We start from the raw sequence: 17,265 nt of genomic DNA on the forward strand, positions 1-17,265 counted from the left end.
ATGCCACGGTAAGGGCCGGCCGCTGGCCGCCACCGGTCGCATCAGGAAGGTGGGTTGCCGGCCAGCGGACGGTACTACCGAAGCGTGAACTCAATCTCGCCGTCGCTGACGTCGGCCACAGCCTGGTAATCGGCCTCGGCCTGGAAATCATCCAGCCGCATGCGGCTGCCGCTGGCGACCACAGTCACCGGCACCGCATGGAAGCGCAGCGGCTCGCCCTCCACCAGGCGGTCGGCGTCGCGGCCGGGGCTGACCACCCAGACCTTGCCTTCGCCATCTGCGCTGTAGACCTGGGCCCGGCCATCGGGCTCAACGCACAGGGCGGTGTCCTCATCGACGCCGATGCCGACGATGTCAGGGTCGCCGCTGTCCTGGGCGGCACGTGCCACGAACACGATCAGGCGGCCGAGCCGGTCCCGCTTGTCGAAATGGGTGTCGGTGACCACGCGCTGCAGGTAGGGCATCTGCAGGAAGCCGCTGTCCAGAGTCACGGCACTGCCCATCGGATCGGCCAGCGCACCGGCCGAGGTGATGCTGCCGCCATCCATGGCGCCATAGGCATAGCCGCCGAGGATGGCCAGGCCAGCGCTGGTACCGGCAATCGGCTTGCCGGCGCGCACATGGGCGTTGAGTGCGCGGTTGAGTGCGGTGCCCTTCCAGAAGCGGATATAGCGGGACTGGTCGCCGCCGGCAATGAAGATGGCATCGGCCGCTGCAACCACGCGCAGCACCGCCGGATCATCGGCACCGCGGCGGCTGTCGAAGACCAGGGTCTGCACTGCGGTGGTGCCGCCGATCTCGCGGTACAGGCGGTCCTGCAGTTCGTCGCCACCGGAGGCGCGCAGAATCAGCACACGGCCATTGCCGGCCTGCTTCAGCCACCACTGGAAGGCCTCCGGCACCCACTCGCCACCGCCCATCAGCATCATGGCGGGCGCGCGCGAACCGGGACGCGGAGATTCCAGATCGCCGACTTCGTAATAGGCGAAGCCGGGGCCCTGCAGGTCCTGCGCGGGCGCGGCCAATGGCCAGCCCAGCACCAGCAGCGCCAGCCAAGCGAAGGGGCCAGGCAGGGTCCGGTCGAGGCGTCGCATCTTGATCTCCCTGAACAAAATCGAGTTGCAAGCGTTTTCACTCTTTGCCAGATAGGGGCCCAGTAGTCAAGGACATGAAAAAGGCGTTAAATGCGCGCGCCCATTCCGGAAGTCTGAATGGGGGACAGGGCCCCTCCTCTGCGGGCCGGCTTCATTTCCGAGAATTCCTCATGCGTAGACAGGCGATGGCGTGGTCGATCCAGCTGGCGTTGATGGGCGTGGCTGCTTCCGCGGCGGCCCAGGCACCGGCTTCCTCTTCGGTGCAACAACTGGATGCGGTGCAGGTCACCGGCTCGCGCATTCCGCGCGCCCAGGTGGAAGGCCCCGCTCCGATCACGGTGATCAATGCCGAGCAGATCCGCTCCAGTGGCTTCACCAGCGTGCCGGACGTACTGCGTGCAATGACCCAGAACGGCGGTGAGACGCAGAGCCAGCAGTCTTCCAGTGGCGCCGACTTCTCGCCGGGCGCCCAGCAGGTGGACCTGCGCGGCCTGGGCCCGAACCACACGCTGGTGCTGGTCAATGGCCGGCGCATTGCCGATTTCCCGATGCCGTTCAAGGGCCGCAGCAACTTCACCGATGTCTCCAACATCCCGCTGGGCATGATCGAGCGCATCGAAGTGCTGACCGGCAGCGCCTCGGCCATCTACGGCTCGGACGCGATCGCCGGCGTGGTCAACTTCATCCTGAAGAAGAAGGCCGACGGCACCACCATCGACATGCGCATGGGCACCACCACCGAAGGCGGCGGCGAGTCGTTCGACATGAGCCTGGCCAGCGGTTTCAGCCGTGGCAACTTCAACGCCGTGTACAGCGTCGAGCTGCAGTCGCAGACTCCGCTGTGGGCCTATGACCGTGACATCCAGGACTCGACCCAGGATGGCCCCACCGAAGGTTCGCGCATCGCACGCCGTGCCTATCTGCGCACCGACTACAACGATGACTACCTGGACCCGGGCGCCGCCACCTGCGAAGCGCTGTCCGGCCAGAACCAGGGCAGCACCTATCGTGCCTACCGCCCGAAGTACGGCTACTACTGCGGCAGCGACAGCTCGATCGGCTACGGCACCATCCTCAGCAAGCGCCGCGGTGCCAACGGCTACGCGTCGCTGAGCTACGACTTCGACAATGGCCAGCAGTGGTTCGCCGACGTGCAGCTCGGCTACCACACGATGTCGCTGATGCGCGACGTCACCCAGTGGGGCCGCATGGATGCCAACGGTGATGAGTCGGGCTACTTCAACAACGAAGCCACTGGCGAGATCGAGTTCTGGCAGCGCCAGTTCTCGCCCGAGGAAATGGGTGGCCTGCGCAACGCCATGGTGCGCAGCACGCAGAAGACCTTCAGCGTGACCACCGGCTTCAAGGGCAACCTGATTGGCAACTGGGATTACGAAGCGGCGTTGAGCCATTCGCAGTACCAGTCGCGCATCAGCTGGGCACAGATCATTGCCGCCAAGGCCAACGACCTGTTCCTCGGCCCGCAGCTGGGCGTGGATGACGACGGTTTCCCGGTCTACAACGCCGATCCGTCACGGCTGTACCGTCCACTGACCCGCGCCGAGTACGACTCGATCGCCGCGCGTACCACCTACACTCCTAAGTCGCGCACGGAGACCGCCGCCTTCACCCTGACCAACTCGGCCCTGTTCGCTCTGCCGGGGGGCGACGCCGGGTTTGCCGCGACCGTGGAAGTGGGCCAGCAGGCCTATTCGCTGAACCCCGATCCGCTGGCGACCGGGTACTACTACTACAGCTGGAAGGATTCGGACGGCAAGGGTTCGCGCAACCGCTGGGCGACGGCTGCGGAGCTGCGCATGCCGCTGCACGACACGGTCAACCTGAGCATGGCGGGCCGCTACGACCAGTACCGCTATTCCGGACACAGCATCGGCAAGGCGACCTGGAGCGGCGGCCTGGAATGGCGCCCGATCGATACCCTGCTGGTGCGCGGCTCCTACGGCACCGCATTCCGTGCACCGGACCTGCACTATGTTTTTGCCGGACCGGGCAACGACGAGACCAGCGCCGAGGATCTGTACACCTGCCGCCTTGAGGAAGCCAGCGACTGTTCCGATTACGAGCGCAACCTGATCCGCAGTCGCACCGGCAACCGCCAGCTCGACCCGGAAACCAGCACCTCGTGGAGCGCCGGCATCGTCTGGTCGCCGGCGATCGGCCTGGACCTGTCGGTGGACTGGTTCGACATCGACATGCGCAACCAGGTGCAGGACATGGACGTGCGCACGCTCCTGGCCAACGAAGCAGACTGCCGCCTGGGCAGCGCCGACATCAATTCGCCGACCTGCGTGGACGCGCTCGCCCGCATCACCCGCAGCAACGACGGACGCCTGTATGGCGTGCACGTGGAGCCGATCAACGTCGCCCGCGAATCCACCTCCGGCATCGACGTCGGCCTGCGCTATCGCCTGCAGACGGGCATCGGCGATTTCGTCTTCAACGGCACGCACACCTGGGTGAAGAAGCATGATTTCCAGCGCTACCCCGGCGACCGCACCGAAGACCAGTTCGCGGTCAACAGTGGCTTCGACATTCCGCGCACCAAGACCAGCCTGAGCGTGACCTGGGAGAAGGATGCGTGGTCGGCAACGGTGTACGGCTCGCGCCTGGGCAAGCTGCCGACCTCGGACAGCTACGACCAGGTGTTCGACTGGGACAGCGGCGACAGCCCGTACGTGACGGCGACCTATCGCTACAACGCCTCGCTGCAGTACCGCTTCGACGACCACTCGCGCCTGTCGCTGTCGGTGGTCAATGTGTTCAACAAGATGCCGCCGAAGGACCGTACGTACACCGCTTACCCGTACTACGACGTGTCCTGGTTCGACAGCGTCGGCCGCACGATCAACCTGCAGTACACCCACAAGTTCGGTGGCAGCGCACTGTAAGCGCGGTTACGCAGGACGTGGACGACGGGGCCCGCCATTGGCGGGCCTTGTTGTTTGGGAACCTGGCTCTGGTAGATGCCCACCTTGGTGGACACTGATATGCCACGCGCCCACCAAGGTGGGGCGACTACCAGAGCGGGCCATCTGGGGTTTTCCACACCGCACGTGGAAAGCAATGGGAACTTGGTGTGGACAAGTGGGTTCGAGCGTTGCGGTGCAGGCGTTTCCGGACGTGGTGATTTTTTGTCCACGGCCCCGATTATTTTCCACACGGTACGTGGAGAGCGATGGGAACTTGATGTGGACAAGTGGGTGCGAGCATTGCACCGCAGGCGTTTCGAAGCGCGGTGAAAATTTGTCCAGGTCACGCGGGCGAGCCCCTTGTAGAGCCGAGCCCACGCTCGGCTCCGGCTGGCATCAGCCGAGCATGGGCTCGGCTCTACAGCGGCACACCGGGTTTTCCACACCGCGCGTGGAAAGTGGTGGGGGTTTGGTGTGGACAAGTGAGCGCGAGACTTGCCGCGCAAGCGTTTCAAAGCATGGTCATTTTTTCGCCAGCCACCGGCGGCGGTGCCGGAAACGCGAACGCCCCGCACAGGGCGGGGCGTCCGGGGTCGATCCGATGCCGCAGGATCAGACGTTGAAGCGGAAGTGCAGGATGTCGCCTTCCTGCACGCGGTACTCCTTGCCTTCCAGGCGCAGGCGGCCGGCTTCCTTCGCGCCGGCTTCGCCCTTGTACTTGATGAAGTCGTCATACGCGATGGTTTCGGCGCGGATGAAGCCCTTCTCGAAGTCGGTGTGGATGACGGCGGCAGCCTGCGGGGCAGTGGCGCCTTTGCGCACGGTCCACGCACGGACTTCCTTCACGCCAGCGGTGAAGTAGGTCTGCAGGCCGAGCAGGCTGTAGGCCGCGTTGATCACGCGGTTCAAGCCCGGCTCGCTCAGGCCCAGGTCGGCCAGGAAGGTATCGCGGTCCTCGTCGTCGAGCTGGGACAGCTCTTCTTCGATCGCGGCCGACACCGGCACCACCTGCGCGCCTTCTGCGGCGGCATGCGCGCGCACGGCTTCCAGGTGTGGGTTGTTCTCGAAACCGTCTTCCAGCACGTTGGCGATGTACATCACCGGCTTCAGGGTGAGCAGGAACAGGTCGCGCACCAGCGCCTTCTCTTCCTCGTCCAGGCCGGCCGAGCGGCCGGCCTTGCCCTCCGACAGCGCCGCCTGCAGCTTGGCCAGCACCGGCTTGCGCGCCGCTGCATCCTTGTCGCCGCCCTTGGCCGCACGCTCGGCACGGTTCAGCGCCTTCTCGACGCTGTCCAGGTCGGCCAGCGCCAGCTCGGTGTCGATGGTTTCGATGTCCGAGATCGGGTCGACCTTGCCGGCCACGTGCACGATGTCACCGTGCTCGAAGCAGCGCACCACGTGGGTGATCGCATCGACTTCGCGGATGTGCGCCAGGAACTTGTTGCCCAGGCCTTCACCGCTGGCGGCACCGGCAACCAGGCCGGCGATGTCGACGAACTCGACCGCGGTCGGGATGACCTTCTGCGGGTTGATGATGCCCGCCAGCTCGTTCAGGCGCGGATCCGGTACCGGCACGATGCCGACGTTCGGCTCGATGGTGCAGAACGGGAAGTTCGCCGCGGCGATACCCGCCTTGGTCAGCGCATTGAACAGGGTCGACTTGCCGACGTTGGGCAGGCCGACGATGCCGCATTTGATACCCATGGGTTGAATCCGGGTTTGAGTGTAAGTGGATGATTCGGGATTCAAGGCTCGCCTGCGGGCATGCCCTCAATCCCCAATCGTCCTTCCAGTAGCCCGCGCTAGAACGCGGCGTACAACCTGTGACGTTCTGCGTACGCTTTCAGCAGTTCTTCAAGCTGGCCGTCGTCGACCAGTGCATAGAATCGCCCATCCAGCGCATCAAGTGCTGTTTCGACTTCATCGTCGAGATACCCGTCGGCACGATAGATTTGCAGGCGTCTCTGCGCATGATGATCTTCCATGGCCTCATTGCCAAACAGTAGCTGCTGGGCCGCGAGCACGATGTCTCGCACGTCAAGCTGCTGCATCTCCCCAAGCCCTGCAAGCGCTTCCGCGATGTAGCCGCCAGCAGAATTTTGGAAATAGGCATCAAGCCCTCCACGATAGACATCATTGATGAGCGCGTTGATCGCAAAGTAGCGCTGATCCTGCACTGACAATCCGGAAAATCCACAACCGTTCCCGTGGACTTGTTCGATCAACCAATGCCAATGCCGCCCCTCTGCTGATTCCTCGAAGCGCTTGCGCTCCTCGCGAACCTCCCGATCTCGCGTCTTCGCCATTTCCATGCTTTGCCGCGTGCCATTCCGGCACGGCATGCAGAGCCCATCGTTCCGGGCCGCCGTCGCCAGCAGGATCATGGCGCCACACACGGTGCAGGGAGTACGCGGGTCGGTCATGGTCAGCGCGGGGTGTGCAGCCGCTTCATCGCTTCGTTGAAATCGCCCTGCACCGCCAGCGGCAGCACGTCGATCGCATCGTCGATGGCGCGTGCGATCAGCACGTCATCCTCCTTGGACGGGCGCCCCAGCACCCAACCCACCACGCGGTCCTTGTGGCCGGGATGGCCGATGCCCACGCGCAGGCGATGGAACTTGCCGTGGCCGAGCAGGCGGATGGTGTCGCGCAGGCCGTTCTGGCCGCCGTGGCCACCGTCGAACTTCAGTCGCGCCGCACCGGGCGGCAGGTCCAGCTCGTCGTGGGCCAGCAGGGTTTCTTCCGGCTCGATCTTCCAGAACCGCTGCGCGGCGGTGACCGACTTGCCGCTGAGGTTCATGAAGGTGGCGGGCTTGAGCAGCCACACCGTCTGCCCGGCGATCTCGACCTTGGCGGTCTCGCCGAACAACTTGCTGTCCACATTCCATCGCGCACCGGCTTTTTCCGCCAGGGCCTCAACGAAATGAAACCCGGCATTGTGCCGGGTCCGGGCGTGTTCCGATCCGGGATTGCCCAGACCGACGATCAGTCGCAGTCCTGCCATGGTTCCTTCCAGTACGGTGCCCGCCCGGAGGCAGGCACCGTAACGGTATTACTCGGCGGCAGCCGCTTCTTCGTCAGCCTCGTCGGCCTTGCCGGCCTTGGCGGTGACGATGGCGTCGTCGTGGTCCTTGCCCAGCGCCAGCGCCGGGATTTCCACGCCCTTCGGCAGCTTGATGTTGGACAGGTACACGACGTCACCGGCCTTCAGCTCGCCCAGGTCGACTTCGATCGACTCCGGCAGGTCCTTCGGCAGGCAGGTGATGGTCACTTCCTTCAGTTCGTGGGTGACCACGACGTCGGCAGCCTTGCCGGCCGGCGAGGTGTCTTCGTTGACGAAGTGCAGCGGGACCGAAGCGGTCAGGGCTTCGTTCTCGTTCACGCGCTGGAAGTCCAGGTGCATGATCAGCTGCTTGTACGGGTGGCGCTGCATGTCACGCAGCAGGACCTTCTGCACCTGGCCATCCAGGTTCAGGTCCAGGATCGAGGCATAGAACCACTCGTTCTGCTGGGCCAGCCAGATTTCGTTGTGGTCCAGGCTGATGGCGACCGGCTCGGCGTTGCCGCCGTACACGATAGCCGGGATCACACCAGCGTGACGCAGGCGGCGGCTCGCACCCTTACGCTGCAGTTCACGCTTGGTGACCTTGATTTCATGGGTCTTCGACATTTTCGACTACTCAGGTTGTTGCCGCGCCCTGCGGCGTGGCGGTTGAAGATGCTTCCGCGACCAGAAGCATCCGGGTATGTCCCCGCCGTTGCCGGCAGGGACGAAAACTCAGTCGACGTACAGCGAGCTGACCGACTCGCCGAAGGCGATGCGGCGCATCGTTTCGGCCAGCATTTCCGCCACGCTCAGCTGGCGGATCTTGCTGCACACCCGCGCTGCGTCCTTCAGCGGGATGGTGTCGGTCACCACCAGCTCGTCGAGCTGGGAATTGGTGATGTTGTCCACCGCCGGGCCCGACAGCACCGCGTGGGTGCAGTAGGCGGCGACCTTGAGCGCACCGCGCGCCTTCAGGGCAGCGGCAGCGGCGCACAGGGTGCCAGCGGTATCGACGATATCATCGACCATCACGCAGGTCTTGCCTTCGACGTCGCCGATGATGTTCATCACGGTGGAGACGTTGGCGCGCGGGCGGCGCTTGTCGATGATCGCCAGGTCGGCGTCATCCAGGCGCTTGGCAACCGCACGGGCGCGGACCACGCCGCCCACGTCCGGCGAGACAACAATCAGGTTCTCGGTGCCGTAGGCGCGCCAGATGTCGGCCAGCAGCAGCGGGGACGCATACACGTTGTCCACCGGAATATCGAAGAAGCCCTGGATCTGGTCGGCGTGCAGGTCGACGGTCAGCACGCGATCAGCGCCAGCGGTGCTGAACATCTTGGCCGCCAGCTTGGCGGTGATCGGCACGCGCGAGGAACGCATGCGGCGGTCCTGGCGCGAGTAGCCGAAGTACGGCACCACGGCGGTCACGCTGGCCACCGATGCGCGCTTGAGCGCGTCGATCAGCACCAGCAGTTCCATCAGGTTTTCCGCGCTCGGCGCGCAGGTCGGCTGGATCACGAACACGTCCTGCTTGCGGACGTTCTCTTCGATCTCCACCTGCACTTCGCCATCGGAGAAGTGCGAGACCAGCGCCTTGCCCGGGCGAACCCCCAGTTCCTTGCAGATGTTCTGCGCCAGACGTTTGTTGGCGTTGCCGGAAAAGACCAGCAGGTTCGGGGACTCTTGCATCATGATTGTCTCGGGCGGGGACGAGTGGCGGGGATCCGGGGGCGGCAAGGACCCGGATGGACCCCTGCTGCTGACAACACCGCGGTTGTTTCCACGTCCCGCGCGGGCGATGCGCTGGAAGGCGCGGACACAGCCGCTATTGGCAGGGGCGGTAGGATTCGAACCTACGAATGCCAGGATCAAAACCTGGTGCCTTGGGCCTCTTGGCGACGCCCCTGCATTGATAAATCAGTGTTGCTCGAGTGCATCCAGCAGTGGCGAACGCGCAACGCCCGCAGCCACCCTTGCCCGCAACTCCTTCGGCAATTTCGACCGTCCCTGCTCTGCAGCAGACTGCGACGCGAATTCGACGAAACAACCACTTCCCGAACCGGTCAGCCGCGCCGTGCCGATGTCGCTCAACGCGGCAAGCGCTGCCTCGACGGCAGGCTCACGGCGGCGCAGCACCGGTTCGAACGCGTTCCCGACCAGGGTCCCGGAAGCGAAGTCCTCTATTTTCGCCACTGGGCTGTCGCGCGTCAAATCCGGGTCTGCAAACAGGGCCGGCGTGGGAACATGAACGCCCGGTTCAACCACCACATACCAGGCCGGCGCCAGCGTGATCGGCTGCAGGCGCTCGCCCACCCCTTCTGCCCAGGCGTTGCGACCGCGCACGAACACCGGCACGTCGGCGCCCAGGCGCAGGCCCAGCGCGGCCAGCGCCTCTTCGTCCAGCCCGGCCTGCCAGAGCCGGTTCAGCACCACCAGTACCGTGGCCGCATCGGACGAGCCGCCACCGAAGCCGCCGCCGGCTGAAACATGCTTTTCAACGATGATGTCCGCACCTTGCGCGACCTTCGCCGCTTCCTGGAGCAGACGCGCGGCGCGCACCGCCAGATCATCGGCCTCGGCCACGCCCGCCAGGCCCTCGCCGTGCCGGCGCACCTGGCCGTCTTCACGCAGGCGCAGGCCGATGCGATCGCCCCAGTCCAGCAGGCGGAACACGGTCTGCAGTTCGTGGTAGCCGTCGGCCCGGCGCCCGGTGATGTGCAGAAACAGGTTCAGCTTGGCCGGGGCCGGCCACCAGGACCAGCCCGCGTCGTCGACTGCCCCGCTCATGGCGTGCCCTGCCCCCACTGGTCCACCAGAAGGCGCACCTTGGCGTCACCATTGCTGGCCTCGATCCGGCGCGGCAGCGCCGGCCGTCCGGCGTCGCCCGGGTACCAGTCCAGGTACTGTACCTGCCAGCCCATCTGCTGCATCCGGCGCGGCCGGCCTTCACCGTCGCGTTCGACCGTCTCGGGGCCGGCGGCGTCGCCGGCGACCAGCCCGCGGATCCACTCCGGCAACTGGTTGACCGGAATGTCCCAGCCGGTCGCCTCCAGCAACAGCTGCTGGGCGTCCTCGCCGTCGCGCGGGCCGCCCGTCAGTCCTTCCAGGCGGCCAGCTTCGGAATGGGTATCGCCGGTCAGCTTCCAGCTCTGCCGGGTCACCGGCGCGCTCAATTCCACCACGTAGCGGCGGCCTTCCTGCTTCCAGTCGATGCGACCGCTGCCGCCGTCCTTGCCCTTGCTGACCGCGACCCGGCCCTGGAAGGCCCAGTCCCGCTGTGCATGCAGGGCCGCCACGCGCGCCGCTTCGGCCTGCGCCGCTTCGGCCGAAACCGTCTCGACCACCGCCGGTGGCGGGGTCTTCTGCGTGCCCACGCTGGTACAGGCGGTCACCGCCAGGGTCGCAGCCGCCAACAGCAGTGGCCGGATCAGGGAAACACTCATGGATTGAATTTCTCGCGGGCGCGCAGCAGCGCGCGGTTTTCAGGGTCGAGCTTGGCCGCTTCGTCGAAGAAGTGGCGGGCCTCGTCATGCTTGCCCAGCACCCACAGCACTTCGCCGACATGGGCGGCAATCTCCGGGTCCTTGGCCAGGGTCCAGGCCCGGCGCAGCTGCACCAGAGCTTCGTCCTTGCGGCCCAGGCGATACAGCACCCAGCCATAGCTGTCGACGATAGCGGCGTTGTCCGGCTCGGCGACGCGGGCGCGGTCGATCAGCTCCAGCGCCTCCTGCAGGCGCCCGGTACGGTCAGCCAGGGTGTAGCCCAAGGCGTTCAGGGCCGGCACGTTTTCCGGGTCGGTCACCAGGATCTTGCGCAGGTCGGCCTCGGCGCGCGGAATATCGTCACGACGCTCCCAGGTGAGCGCGCGGGCGTACAGCAGGCCATTGTCATCCGGGTAGGCGGCCAGGCCGCGGGCCAGCGCATCCAGTTCGCCAGCACTGTCATCGCCGCGCTGGCGCAGCTCGGCCTCCAGCAGATACGCGTCACGGCGCACATCATCATCGACCACCGCGTCGGACTGGATCGCGTGCACCTCATCCAGTGCCTGCGGCAGCCGTCCGGCCAGGGCCTGGGCGTTGGCCGCACGCAGGCGCGCCTCGCTCAGCTCATCACCGCCGGGCACACTGTGGTACCACTGCACCGCCTCGGGATAGCGCTTCAGGTATTCGGCGATCTTGCCCAGCAACAGGCGCTGCGCGGGGTCCGGCTTGGCCGCCTGCCGCGACAGTTCGTTGTAGAGGTTGGACAGCGCCGCCTTGTCGCCCTGCTTGGCCAACAGTGAAGCGCGCATGCCCCAGGTCTGCACATCCTGCGGGCCGAATGCCAGTACGCGCTCGGCCGCAGCCGGTTGCCCCAGGCTGTCGTAGGCGATGGCCACCGCATTGCGCAGCTCGGGGTCCTGCCGGGTCTTCGGCTCGACGTCGTGCAGCAGCGACAAGGCCTTGTCGGTCTCGCCGGCCTGCTGCAGCTGGCTGGCACGCAGCAACGCTACGCGCGGTTCTTCGGGGAAGCGCCTGACCACTTCATCAATCATGCGCCGCGCCAGGTCAGGCTTGTCCATGCGCAGGGCCAGGCGGCCGAACTCCTGCCAGGCCTCGATCTTCGGTGGAATGGCATTGGCATCGACCAGTTCGCCGAGCACCTGCGCCGGCACCGCCGGGTCGCGGCCACCGCCGATCAGCGCGGCCAGGGCGAACTTCCAGCCGCGCTCGTCGGGGTCGGCCAGCAGCGCCTGCAATTCAGTGCGGGCGGCCTTCACATCACCCTGGCGCATGGCCAGCGCACCGGCGGCGCTGCGCATGGTCAACGAACGCGGGGCGCGCTGCTGCCACAGGGCCAGGCCCTTGGCGGCGCTGGCGTCATCGTTGGCAAGCATGGAGATACGGGTCGCGCGCTCGGCCAGGCCAGCATCGCCGTCAGTCTGCTGCGCGGCCTGCAGGTACCAGCGCGCGGCCTCGGCCAGCTTGCCGGCCTGCAGGGCGAACTCACCGGCCATCACCGGCTCCAGCGCCAGTTCCCCGGCGGCCGCGGCCCGCACGGGGGCCTTGGCCGGCACCGCCGCCAGGGCCTGGGCGCAGGCCAGGGACAGCAGCAGAACACTGGGGATGCGAATCAATGCGGGCATCGTCGGCATCGGGGCCTTAAAATGTCGTCCAATGGCCAGCAGCTTATCGCAAGCAACTGAACAATGACCCTGTGGGTGCTCGGACTGAATCACCAGACCGCACCGGTGGAGCTGCGCGAGCGCGCGGCCTTCGCCGGTGAGGCGTTGCCGCGTGCGCTGGGCTCGCTGCGCGATACCCCGCAGATCGCCGAGGCGGTCCTGCTGTCCACCTGCAACCGCACCGAGCTGTACGCCGTGGCCGACTCGGCACAGGCGCTGGACCAGTGGCTGCGCAGCCAGGCCGGCGACCTGCAGGGTTATCTGTACCAGCATGCCGATGCCGAGGCTGTGCGCCACCTGTTCCGGGTCGCCACCGGGCTGGACTCGATGGTGCTGGGCGAACCGCAGATCCTCGGCCAGGTGAAGGACGCCTGGTCGACCGCGCGCGACCATGGCCTGCTCGGCCAGCGCCTGGACCGCCTGTTCCAGCAGACCTTCTCGGTGGCCAAGCGGGCGCGCACCGATACCCAGGTCGGTGCCAACCCGGTATCGGTGGCGTCGGCCGCGGTGCGCCTGGCGCAGAACGCGTTCGCCCGGCTGGACGACTCCACTGTGCTGCTGGTTGGTGCCGGCGAGACCATCGAGCTGGCTGCACGGCACCTGAGCGAAGGCAAGGTGCGGCGGCTGCTGATCGCCAACCGCACCCTGGCCCACGCGCAGGAACTGGCCAGCCGCCATGGCGGCGTGGCCCTGCCGCTGACCGAACTGGACCGCCACCTGGGCGAGGCCGACGTGGTGTTCTCGGCTACCGCCGCGCGCGAGCCGGTGATCCATCGCGAGATGGTCGCCAAGGCCCTGCGTGCACGCCGGCACAAGCCGATGCTGCTGTTCGACCTGGCCGTTCCGCGCGACATCGAAGCCGAGGTCGGCACGCTCAACGATGCCTTCCTCTACACCGTCGATGACCTGGAGCGCGCGGTGGAAGACAACCGCCGTGGCCGCCGCGAGGCCGCCGCCGAAGCCGAGGCGATCATCGACCTGCAGGTATCGCGTTACGTCGAGACCCAGCAGGCCAGTGCCCATCAGGCGCCTTTGCGGCAGCTGCGTGCGTTCGGCGAGGCCACCCGCGCCGAGTTGCTGGAGCGCGCACGCCAGCAGCTGGCCAACGGCAAGCCCGCCGACGAAGTGCTGGAACTGCTGGCCCACGGCCTGACCAACCGCCTGCTGCATCCGCCGACCGCCGCACTGCGCGCCGCCGCGCTGAGTGGCGATGCCGACCTGACCCGCGCCGCCCAGCGCCTGTTCCCGGCCACGCCGGGCTACCACCACCCACCCGTGAGACCCGATGACGCCGACCCTGCGCCGTAAGCTGGAAGCGCTGGCCGAGCGCCGCGAAGAACTGGAACGCCTGCTCGCCGAACCCGACGTGGTCGCCGACAACACCCGTTTCCGCGACCTTTCGCGCGAATTCGCCCAACTGGAACCGGTCGCCACTGCACTGGCCGATGAAGCCCGTGCCAAGGCCGACCTGGCCGCCGCCGAAGGCATGCGCGCCGACCCCGACCTGCGCGAGCTGGCCGACGAGGAAATCGCCGCCGCGCAGGCGCGCCTGCAGGAACTGGAGCAGGAGCTTGCGCTGCTGCTGGTGCCGCGTGACCCGCGCGACGAAGGCAACCTGTTCCTGGAAGTGCGCGCCGGCACCGGCGGCGACGAAGCCGCGATCTTCGCCGGCGACCTGTTCCGCATGTACGCCCGCTATGCCGAACGCCAGGGCTGGAAGGTCGAGATCGAATCGGACAACCCCGGCGAGCATGGCGGCTACAAGGAAGTGGTGGCGCGTGTGGTCGGCCGTGGTGCGTTCTCGCGCCTGAAGTTCGAATCGGGCACGCACCGCGTGCAGCGCGTGCCGGCCACCGAATCGCAGGGCCGCATCCATACCTCGGCCGCGACCGTGGCGATCATTCCCGAGGCCGACGAAGTCGATGACATCGTCATCAACCCGGCCGACCTGAAGGTGGATACGTTCCGCTCGTCCGGTGCAGGTGGCCAGCACGTCAACAAGACCGAGTCCGCGATCCGCATCACCCACGTGCCGACCGGCGTGGTGGTGGAGTGCCAGACCGAGCGCAGCCAGCACGCCAACCGCGACAAGGCGATGAAGCGCCTGAAGGCGCAGCTGCTCGATGCCGAGCGCCAGCGCCAGGACGCGGCACAGGCCGAGTCGCGGCGCCTGCAGGTCGGCAGCGGCGATCGCAGCCAGCGCATCCGCACCTACAACTTCCCGCAGGGCCGGATCACCGACCACCGCGTGGAAGGCCTGACGTTGTACGACCTGCCCAACATCCTGGCCGGTGACCTCGACCCGCTGCTGCAGCGGCTCAGCCACGAACACCAGGTCGACGCCCTGGCCCAGCTGTCGGCGGGCTGAGCACGATGACGGCCTGGCAGCAGCGGCAGCACCTGCAGCAGGCGATCGCACGCCAGCCCGGCGACTTCGTCGCCTGGGTGATGCTGGCCGACCTGGAACTGGAAGCCGGCGACATCGCTGCCGGCGAGCAGGCCGCACGACGTGCCCTGCAGCTGCGCCCCAACCACCCCGAAGCGCTGGCGCGGCTGGGGCGCGTGGCGTGGATGGCCGGCGCGCACGCCGACGCGGCGAAGCTGCTCGGCCAGGCCTCGGCATTGGCCCCGCAGCACCCGGGCATCGCGTTGTGGCTGGGCCACGCGCTGGAAGATGCCGATGATGCCGAAGGGGCGGCGACGGCCTATCGCCGCGCGCATGCGCTGATACCGGGCGAACCCTATATCGCCGCCCAGCGCCTGGCCTGGCAGCGCCGCCTGTGTGACTGGCAGGACGTGGACACGCTGGCTGCGCAGGTGCGCAACGCGCTCGCCGCGGGTCAGGGTGCGGTGGAACCCTTCGCCTTCCTCAACGAAGACGCCAGCGCTGCGGAGCAGTTGGCCTGTGCGCGCGCACGCGCCGCGGTCGTTGCGTCGGCGGTGCGCCCCCTTCCTGCAGTGAAGGTTCGCGAGCACGGCGCGTTGCGCGTCGGCTTCCTCTCCAATGGCTTCGGCGCCCATCCTACCGGGCTGCTGACCGTGGCCCTGCTCGAACACCTGCGCCATGACCCGGCGCTGCAGCTGCACCTGTTCGCGCTGAACCGCGCCGATGGCAGCCGCATCCGCGAACGCCTGCAGGCTGCGGCCCGCCTGCATGACGTGGCCGCACTGCGGCATGCCGACATCGCGGCCCGCATCCGTGCACAGGGCATCGACCTGCTGTTCGACCTGCGCGGCTGGGGGGGCGGCGGCACGCCCGAAGTGCTGGCCATGCGCCCGGCCCCGTTGCAGCTGAACTGGCTGGCCTACCCCGGCACATCAGGTGCGCGCTGGCTGGATGCCGTGGTCGCCGACGAATTCGTGCTGCCGGCATCGCTGGAACCTCACTTCAGCGAACGCGTCCTGCGCCTGCCACGTGCCTTCCAGCCCTCGGACAACACCCGCGTACTGGAACCGGCACCGTCCCGCGCCGAGTGCGGGCTGCCCGAACACGGCGTGGTGTTCTGCTGCTTCAACAACAGCTACAAGCTCAACCCGCGCAGCATGGGCCGCGCCTTCGCGGTGCTGCAGGCCGTGCCCGGCAGCGTGCTGTGGCTGCTGTCCGGGCCCGGCAAGGCCGATGCCCGCCTGCGTGCGGCCGCGCAGGCCGCCGGCCTGGATCCAACGCGGCTGGTGTTCATGACCAAGCTGCCACATCCGCAGTATCTGGCCCGCTATCAGCTGGCCGACCTGTTCCTCGACACGCATCCGTACAACGCGCATACCACCGCGTCCGACGCGCTTTGGGCCGGCTGCCCGGTATTGACCTGCCCGGGCGATACCTTCGCCGCGCGCGTGGCCGGCAGCCTCAACCATCATCTGGATCTCTCGCGGATGAACGTTGCCGACGATGCGGCGTTCATCGCCACCGCCAGCGCGCTGGGCAACAACCCGGCGGCGCTGGCAGCGTTGCGTGCCGAACTGGCGCAGGCACGCGAAGACAGTGGTGTATTCAACATGGCAGGTTTTGCCCATGACCTTTCCGCCCTGCTGCAGACGCTGGCGGGCGAGCAGGGCTGGCAGGGCGTCGACACCCCCTGAGCAACCGCTGCGTTACGCTCCGGCTTCCTCCCCGCGTGACGTAACGATGGCCAAGCTCAAGCGCAAGGACTACGACGAACTGCTGCTGCCGCTGCAGCTGGAACTGACTGCAATGGCGCGCTGGGTTCAGTACAGCGGGCAACGCCTGCTGGTGCTGTTCGAAGGCCGCGATACAGCCGGCAAGGGCGGTGCGATCCAGGCCATCAGCCAGCATCTCAACCCGCGCCAATGCCGGGTGGTGGCGCTGCCCAAGCCCACCGACCGTGAAGCCACGCAGTGGTACTTCCAGCGTTACGCCGCGCTTCTTCCCGCCGCCGGCGAGATCGTGCTGATGGACCGCAGCTGGTACAACCGTGCCGGTGTTGAACGGGTGATGGGTTATTGCAGCGAAACCGAGTACCAGCAGTTCCTGCGCCAGGCGCCGGTGTTCGAACAGCTGCTGGTGGACGACGGCATCCTGCTGTTCAAGTACTGGTTGTGCGTGGATCAGGAGCAACAGGAAAAGCGCTTCGCCGAACGCCATCTCGATCCGCTGAAGGGCTGGAAGCTCTCACCGGTCGACCTGAAATCGCGCAGCAAGTACAGCGCGTACACCGAGGCACGCGAGGCGATGCTGCGCGCGACGCATCGCGAGGCGGCGCCGTGGACGCTGGTGGACTTCAACGACCAGCGACTGGGGCGGCTGACGCTGGTGCGCAACCTGCTGGACCGGTTGCCGGACACGCGGGTGAACGCACCGTTGCCGGAGCTGCCGAAGCTGAAGGGCAAGCTGCATCGCGAGCACTACGATGTGCTGAAGCCGATCGAGGACTTCCCGGTCGAGGATTAGGGTGGGTCGGCAGGGCCTGCGGCAACGGTGCGTTCACCCGCGTGTCCGGCAACCGGTCCAGCAGGTTGCGCACCAGCGTCAGCCGCCCCAGTCGCTGGTCGTTGAAGTCCACCAGCGTC

Annotated in this window: 14 protein-coding genes, 1 tRNA gene and 1 pseudogene; 5 read left to right on the plus strand and 11 right to left on the minus strand. The window is 67.0% G+C overall.

Going from position 1 to position 17,265, the window contains the following annotated elements; all coding sequences use genetic code 11:
- Positions 1-74: 74 nt before the first annotated feature.
- Positions 75-1,094, minus strand: a complete 1,020-nt coding sequence (locus tag ACM0PY_RS17445; protein WP_134972560.1) for a cyanophycinase — start codon at positions 1,092-1,094, stop codon at positions 75-77.
- A gap of 170 nt (positions 1,095-1,264) precedes the next feature.
- Here ACM0PY_RS17445 and ACM0PY_RS17450 point away from each other — a divergent pair, with 170 nt between their 5' ends.
- The gene (locus tag ACM0PY_RS17450) at positions 1,265-4,003 is read left to right on the plus strand and encodes a TonB-dependent receptor plug domain-containing protein (protein WP_134972559.1); all 2,739 of its coding nucleotides are present in this window, start codon (positions 1,265-1,267) and stop codon (positions 4,001-4,003) included.
- 633 nt (positions 4,004-4,636) lie between these two features.
- On the opposite strand, the gene ychF is transcribed toward ACM0PY_RS17450, so the two are convergent.
- The 9 genes from ychF to ACM0PY_RS17495 all read right to left on the minus strand — a co-directional run bounded on the left by ychF (position 4,637) and on the right by ACM0PY_RS17495 (position 12,198).
- Positions 4,637-5,728 (minus strand): redox-regulated ATPase YchF, encoded by a 1,092-nt coding sequence (gene ychF / locus ACM0PY_RS17455; protein ID WP_005415403.1) that lies wholly within the window; start codon positions 5,726-5,728, stop codon positions 4,637-4,639.
- A 98-nt stretch (positions 5,729-5,826) separates the two neighbouring features.
- Positions 5,827-6,447: a DMP19 family protein gene (locus ACM0PY_RS17460; protein ID WP_032956927.1), complete on the minus strand. Its 621-nt coding sequence runs from the start codon at positions 6,445-6,447 to the stop codon at positions 5,827-5,829.
- Positions 6,448-6,449: 2 nt separating this feature from the next.
- Positions 6,450-7,028 carry an aminoacyl-tRNA hydrolase gene (gene pth / locus ACM0PY_RS17465; RefSeq protein WP_032956928.1) on the minus strand — a complete coding sequence of 193 codons (579 nt, stop codon included), beginning with the start codon at positions 7,026-7,028 and terminating at the stop codon, positions 6,450-6,452.
- Positions 7,029-7,076: 48 nt separating this feature from the next.
- A complete protein-coding gene (locus ACM0PY_RS17470; RefSeq protein ID WP_010481743.1) occupies positions 7,077-7,694 on the minus strand; it encodes a 50S ribosomal protein L25/general stress protein Ctc in 618 nt (205 codons plus the stop codon).
- Between the two features lie 108 nt (positions 7,695-7,802).
- Positions 7,803-8,762: a ribose-phosphate diphosphokinase gene (locus tag ACM0PY_RS17475; protein ID WP_005415400.1), complete on the minus strand. Its 960-nt coding sequence runs from the start codon at positions 8,760-8,762 to the stop codon at positions 7,803-7,805.
- Between the two features lie 140 nt (positions 8,763-8,902).
- Positions 8,903-8,979: transfer RNA gene (locus ACM0PY_RS17480), tRNA-Gln, on the minus strand.
- A gap of 11 nt (positions 8,980-8,990) precedes the next feature.
- Positions 8,991-9,860 carry a 4-(cytidine 5'-diphospho)-2-C-methyl-D-erythritol kinase gene (gene ispE, locus ACM0PY_RS17485; protein WP_180885494.1) on the minus strand — a complete coding sequence of 290 codons (870 nt, stop codon included), beginning with the start codon at positions 9,858-9,860 and terminating at the stop codon, positions 8,991-8,993.
- Positions 9,857-10,516: a lipoprotein insertase outer membrane protein LolB gene (gene lolB, locus ACM0PY_RS17490; protein WP_134972329.1), complete on the minus strand. Its 660-nt coding sequence runs from the start codon at positions 10,514-10,516 to the stop codon at positions 9,857-9,859. Before lolB ends, ispE begins: the two co-directional genes overlap by 4 nt.
- Positions 10,513-12,198: a tetratricopeptide repeat protein gene (locus tag ACM0PY_RS17495; protein ID WP_180885495.1), complete on the minus strand. Its 1,686-nt coding sequence runs from the start codon at positions 12,196-12,198 to the stop codon at positions 10,513-10,515. The genes lolB and ACM0PY_RS17495 overlap by 4 nt, the downstream gene beginning before the upstream one ends.
- Positions 12,199-12,261: 63 nt before the next feature.
- Here ACM0PY_RS17495 and hemA point away from each other — a divergent pair, with 63 nt between their 5' ends.
- From hemA to ppk2, 4 genes are read left to right on the plus strand one after another with little or no spacing between them, the layout of a single operon-like run.
- Positions 12,262-13,545, plus strand: coding sequence for a glutamyl-tRNA reductase (gene hemA, locus ACM0PY_RS17500; protein WP_180885497.1), 1,284 nt, complete (start codon positions 12,262-12,264; stop codon positions 13,543-13,545).
- Positions 13,523-14,605, plus strand: coding sequence for a peptide chain release factor 1 (prfA, locus tag ACM0PY_RS17505; RefSeq protein ID WP_014036080.1), 1,083 nt, complete (start codon positions 13,523-13,525; stop codon positions 14,603-14,605). Before hemA ends, prfA begins: the two co-directional genes overlap by 23 nt.
- A gap of 5 nt (positions 14,606-14,610) precedes the next feature.
- The gene (locus tag ACM0PY_RS17510) at positions 14,611-16,317 is read left to right on the plus strand and encodes an O-linked N-acetylglucosamine transferase, SPINDLY family protein (protein ID WP_180885499.1); all 1,707 of its coding nucleotides are present in this window, start codon (positions 14,611-14,613) and stop codon (positions 16,315-16,317) included.
- 46 nt (positions 16,318-16,363) lie between these two features.
- Positions 16,364-17,146 carry a polyphosphate kinase 2 gene (ppk2, locus tag ACM0PY_RS17515; RefSeq protein ID WP_180885501.1) on the plus strand — a complete coding sequence of 261 codons (783 nt, stop codon included), beginning with the start codon at positions 16,364-16,366 and terminating at the stop codon, positions 17,144-17,146.
- A gap of 16 nt (positions 17,147-17,162) precedes the next feature.
- Here ppk2 and ACM0PY_RS17520 read toward each other — a convergent pair.
- Positions 17,163-17,265 (minus strand): annotated as a pseudogene (locus ACM0PY_RS17520) (polyphosphate kinase 2); the annotation flags it as partial.

Origin of the sequence: Stenotrophomonas sp. BR163 (assembly GCF_047520985.2) — a bacterium.
GTDB classification, from domain to species: domain Bacteria; phylum Pseudomonadota; class Gammaproteobacteria; order Xanthomonadales; family Xanthomonadaceae; genus Stenotrophomonas; species Stenotrophomonas sepilia.

What these genes read in the sequence shown, in the direction of transcription:
- ACM0PY_RS17460 (WP_032956927.1), bottom strand. Translation starts at nt 6,447, where the DNA reads ATGACCGACCCGCGTACTCCCTGCACCGTGTGTGGCGCCATGATCCTG.
- ppk2 (WP_180885501.1), top strand. Translation starts at nt 16,364, where the DNA reads ATGGCCAAGCTCAAGCGCAAGGACTACGACGAACTGCTGCTGCCGCTG.
- hemA (WP_180885497.1), top strand. Translation starts at nt 12,262, where the DNA reads ATGACCCTGTGGGTGCTCGGACTGAATCACCAGACCGCACCGGTGGAG.
- ACM0PY_RS17470 (WP_010481743.1), bottom strand. Translation starts at nt 7,694, where the DNA reads ATGTCGAAGACCCATGAAATCAAGGTCACCAAGCGTGAACTGCAGCGT.
- ispE (WP_180885494.1), bottom strand. Translation starts at nt 9,860, where the DNA reads ATGAGCGGGGCAGTCGACGACGCGGGCTGGTCCTGGTGGCCGGCCCCG.
- ACM0PY_RS17495 (WP_180885495.1), bottom strand. Translation starts at nt 12,198, where the DNA reads ATGCCCGCATTGATTCGCATCCCCAGTGTTCTGCTGCTGTCCCTGGCC.
- ACM0PY_RS17450 (WP_134972559.1), top strand. Translation starts at nt 1,265, where the DNA reads ATGCGTAGACAGGCGATGGCGTGGTCGATCCAGCTGGCGTTGATGGGC.
- lolB (WP_134972329.1), bottom strand. Translation starts at nt 10,516, where the DNA reads ATGAGTGTTTCCCTGATCCGGCCACTGCTGTTGGCGGCTGCGACCCTG.
- pth (WP_032956928.1), bottom strand. Translation starts at nt 7,028, where the DNA reads ATGGCAGGACTGCGACTGATCGTCGGTCTGGGCAATCCCGGATCGGAA.
- ACM0PY_RS17475 (WP_005415400.1), bottom strand. Translation starts at nt 8,762, where the DNA reads ATGCAAGAGTCCCCGAACCTGCTGGTCTTTTCCGGCAACGCCAACAAA.
- ychF (WP_005415403.1), bottom strand. Translation starts at nt 5,728, where the DNA reads ATGGGTATCAAATGCGGCATCGTCGGCCTGCCCAACGTCGGCAAGTCG.
- prfA (WP_014036080.1), top strand. Translation starts at nt 13,523, where the DNA reads ATGACGCCGACCCTGCGCCGTAAGCTGGAAGCGCTGGCCGAGCGCCGC.
- ACM0PY_RS17510 (WP_180885499.1), top strand. Translation starts at nt 14,611, where the DNA reads ATGACGGCCTGGCAGCAGCGGCAGCACCTGCAGCAGGCGATCGCACGC.
- ACM0PY_RS17445 (WP_134972560.1), bottom strand. Translation starts at nt 1,094, where the DNA reads ATGCGACGCCTCGACCGGACCCTGCCTGGCCCCTTCGCTTGGCTGGCG.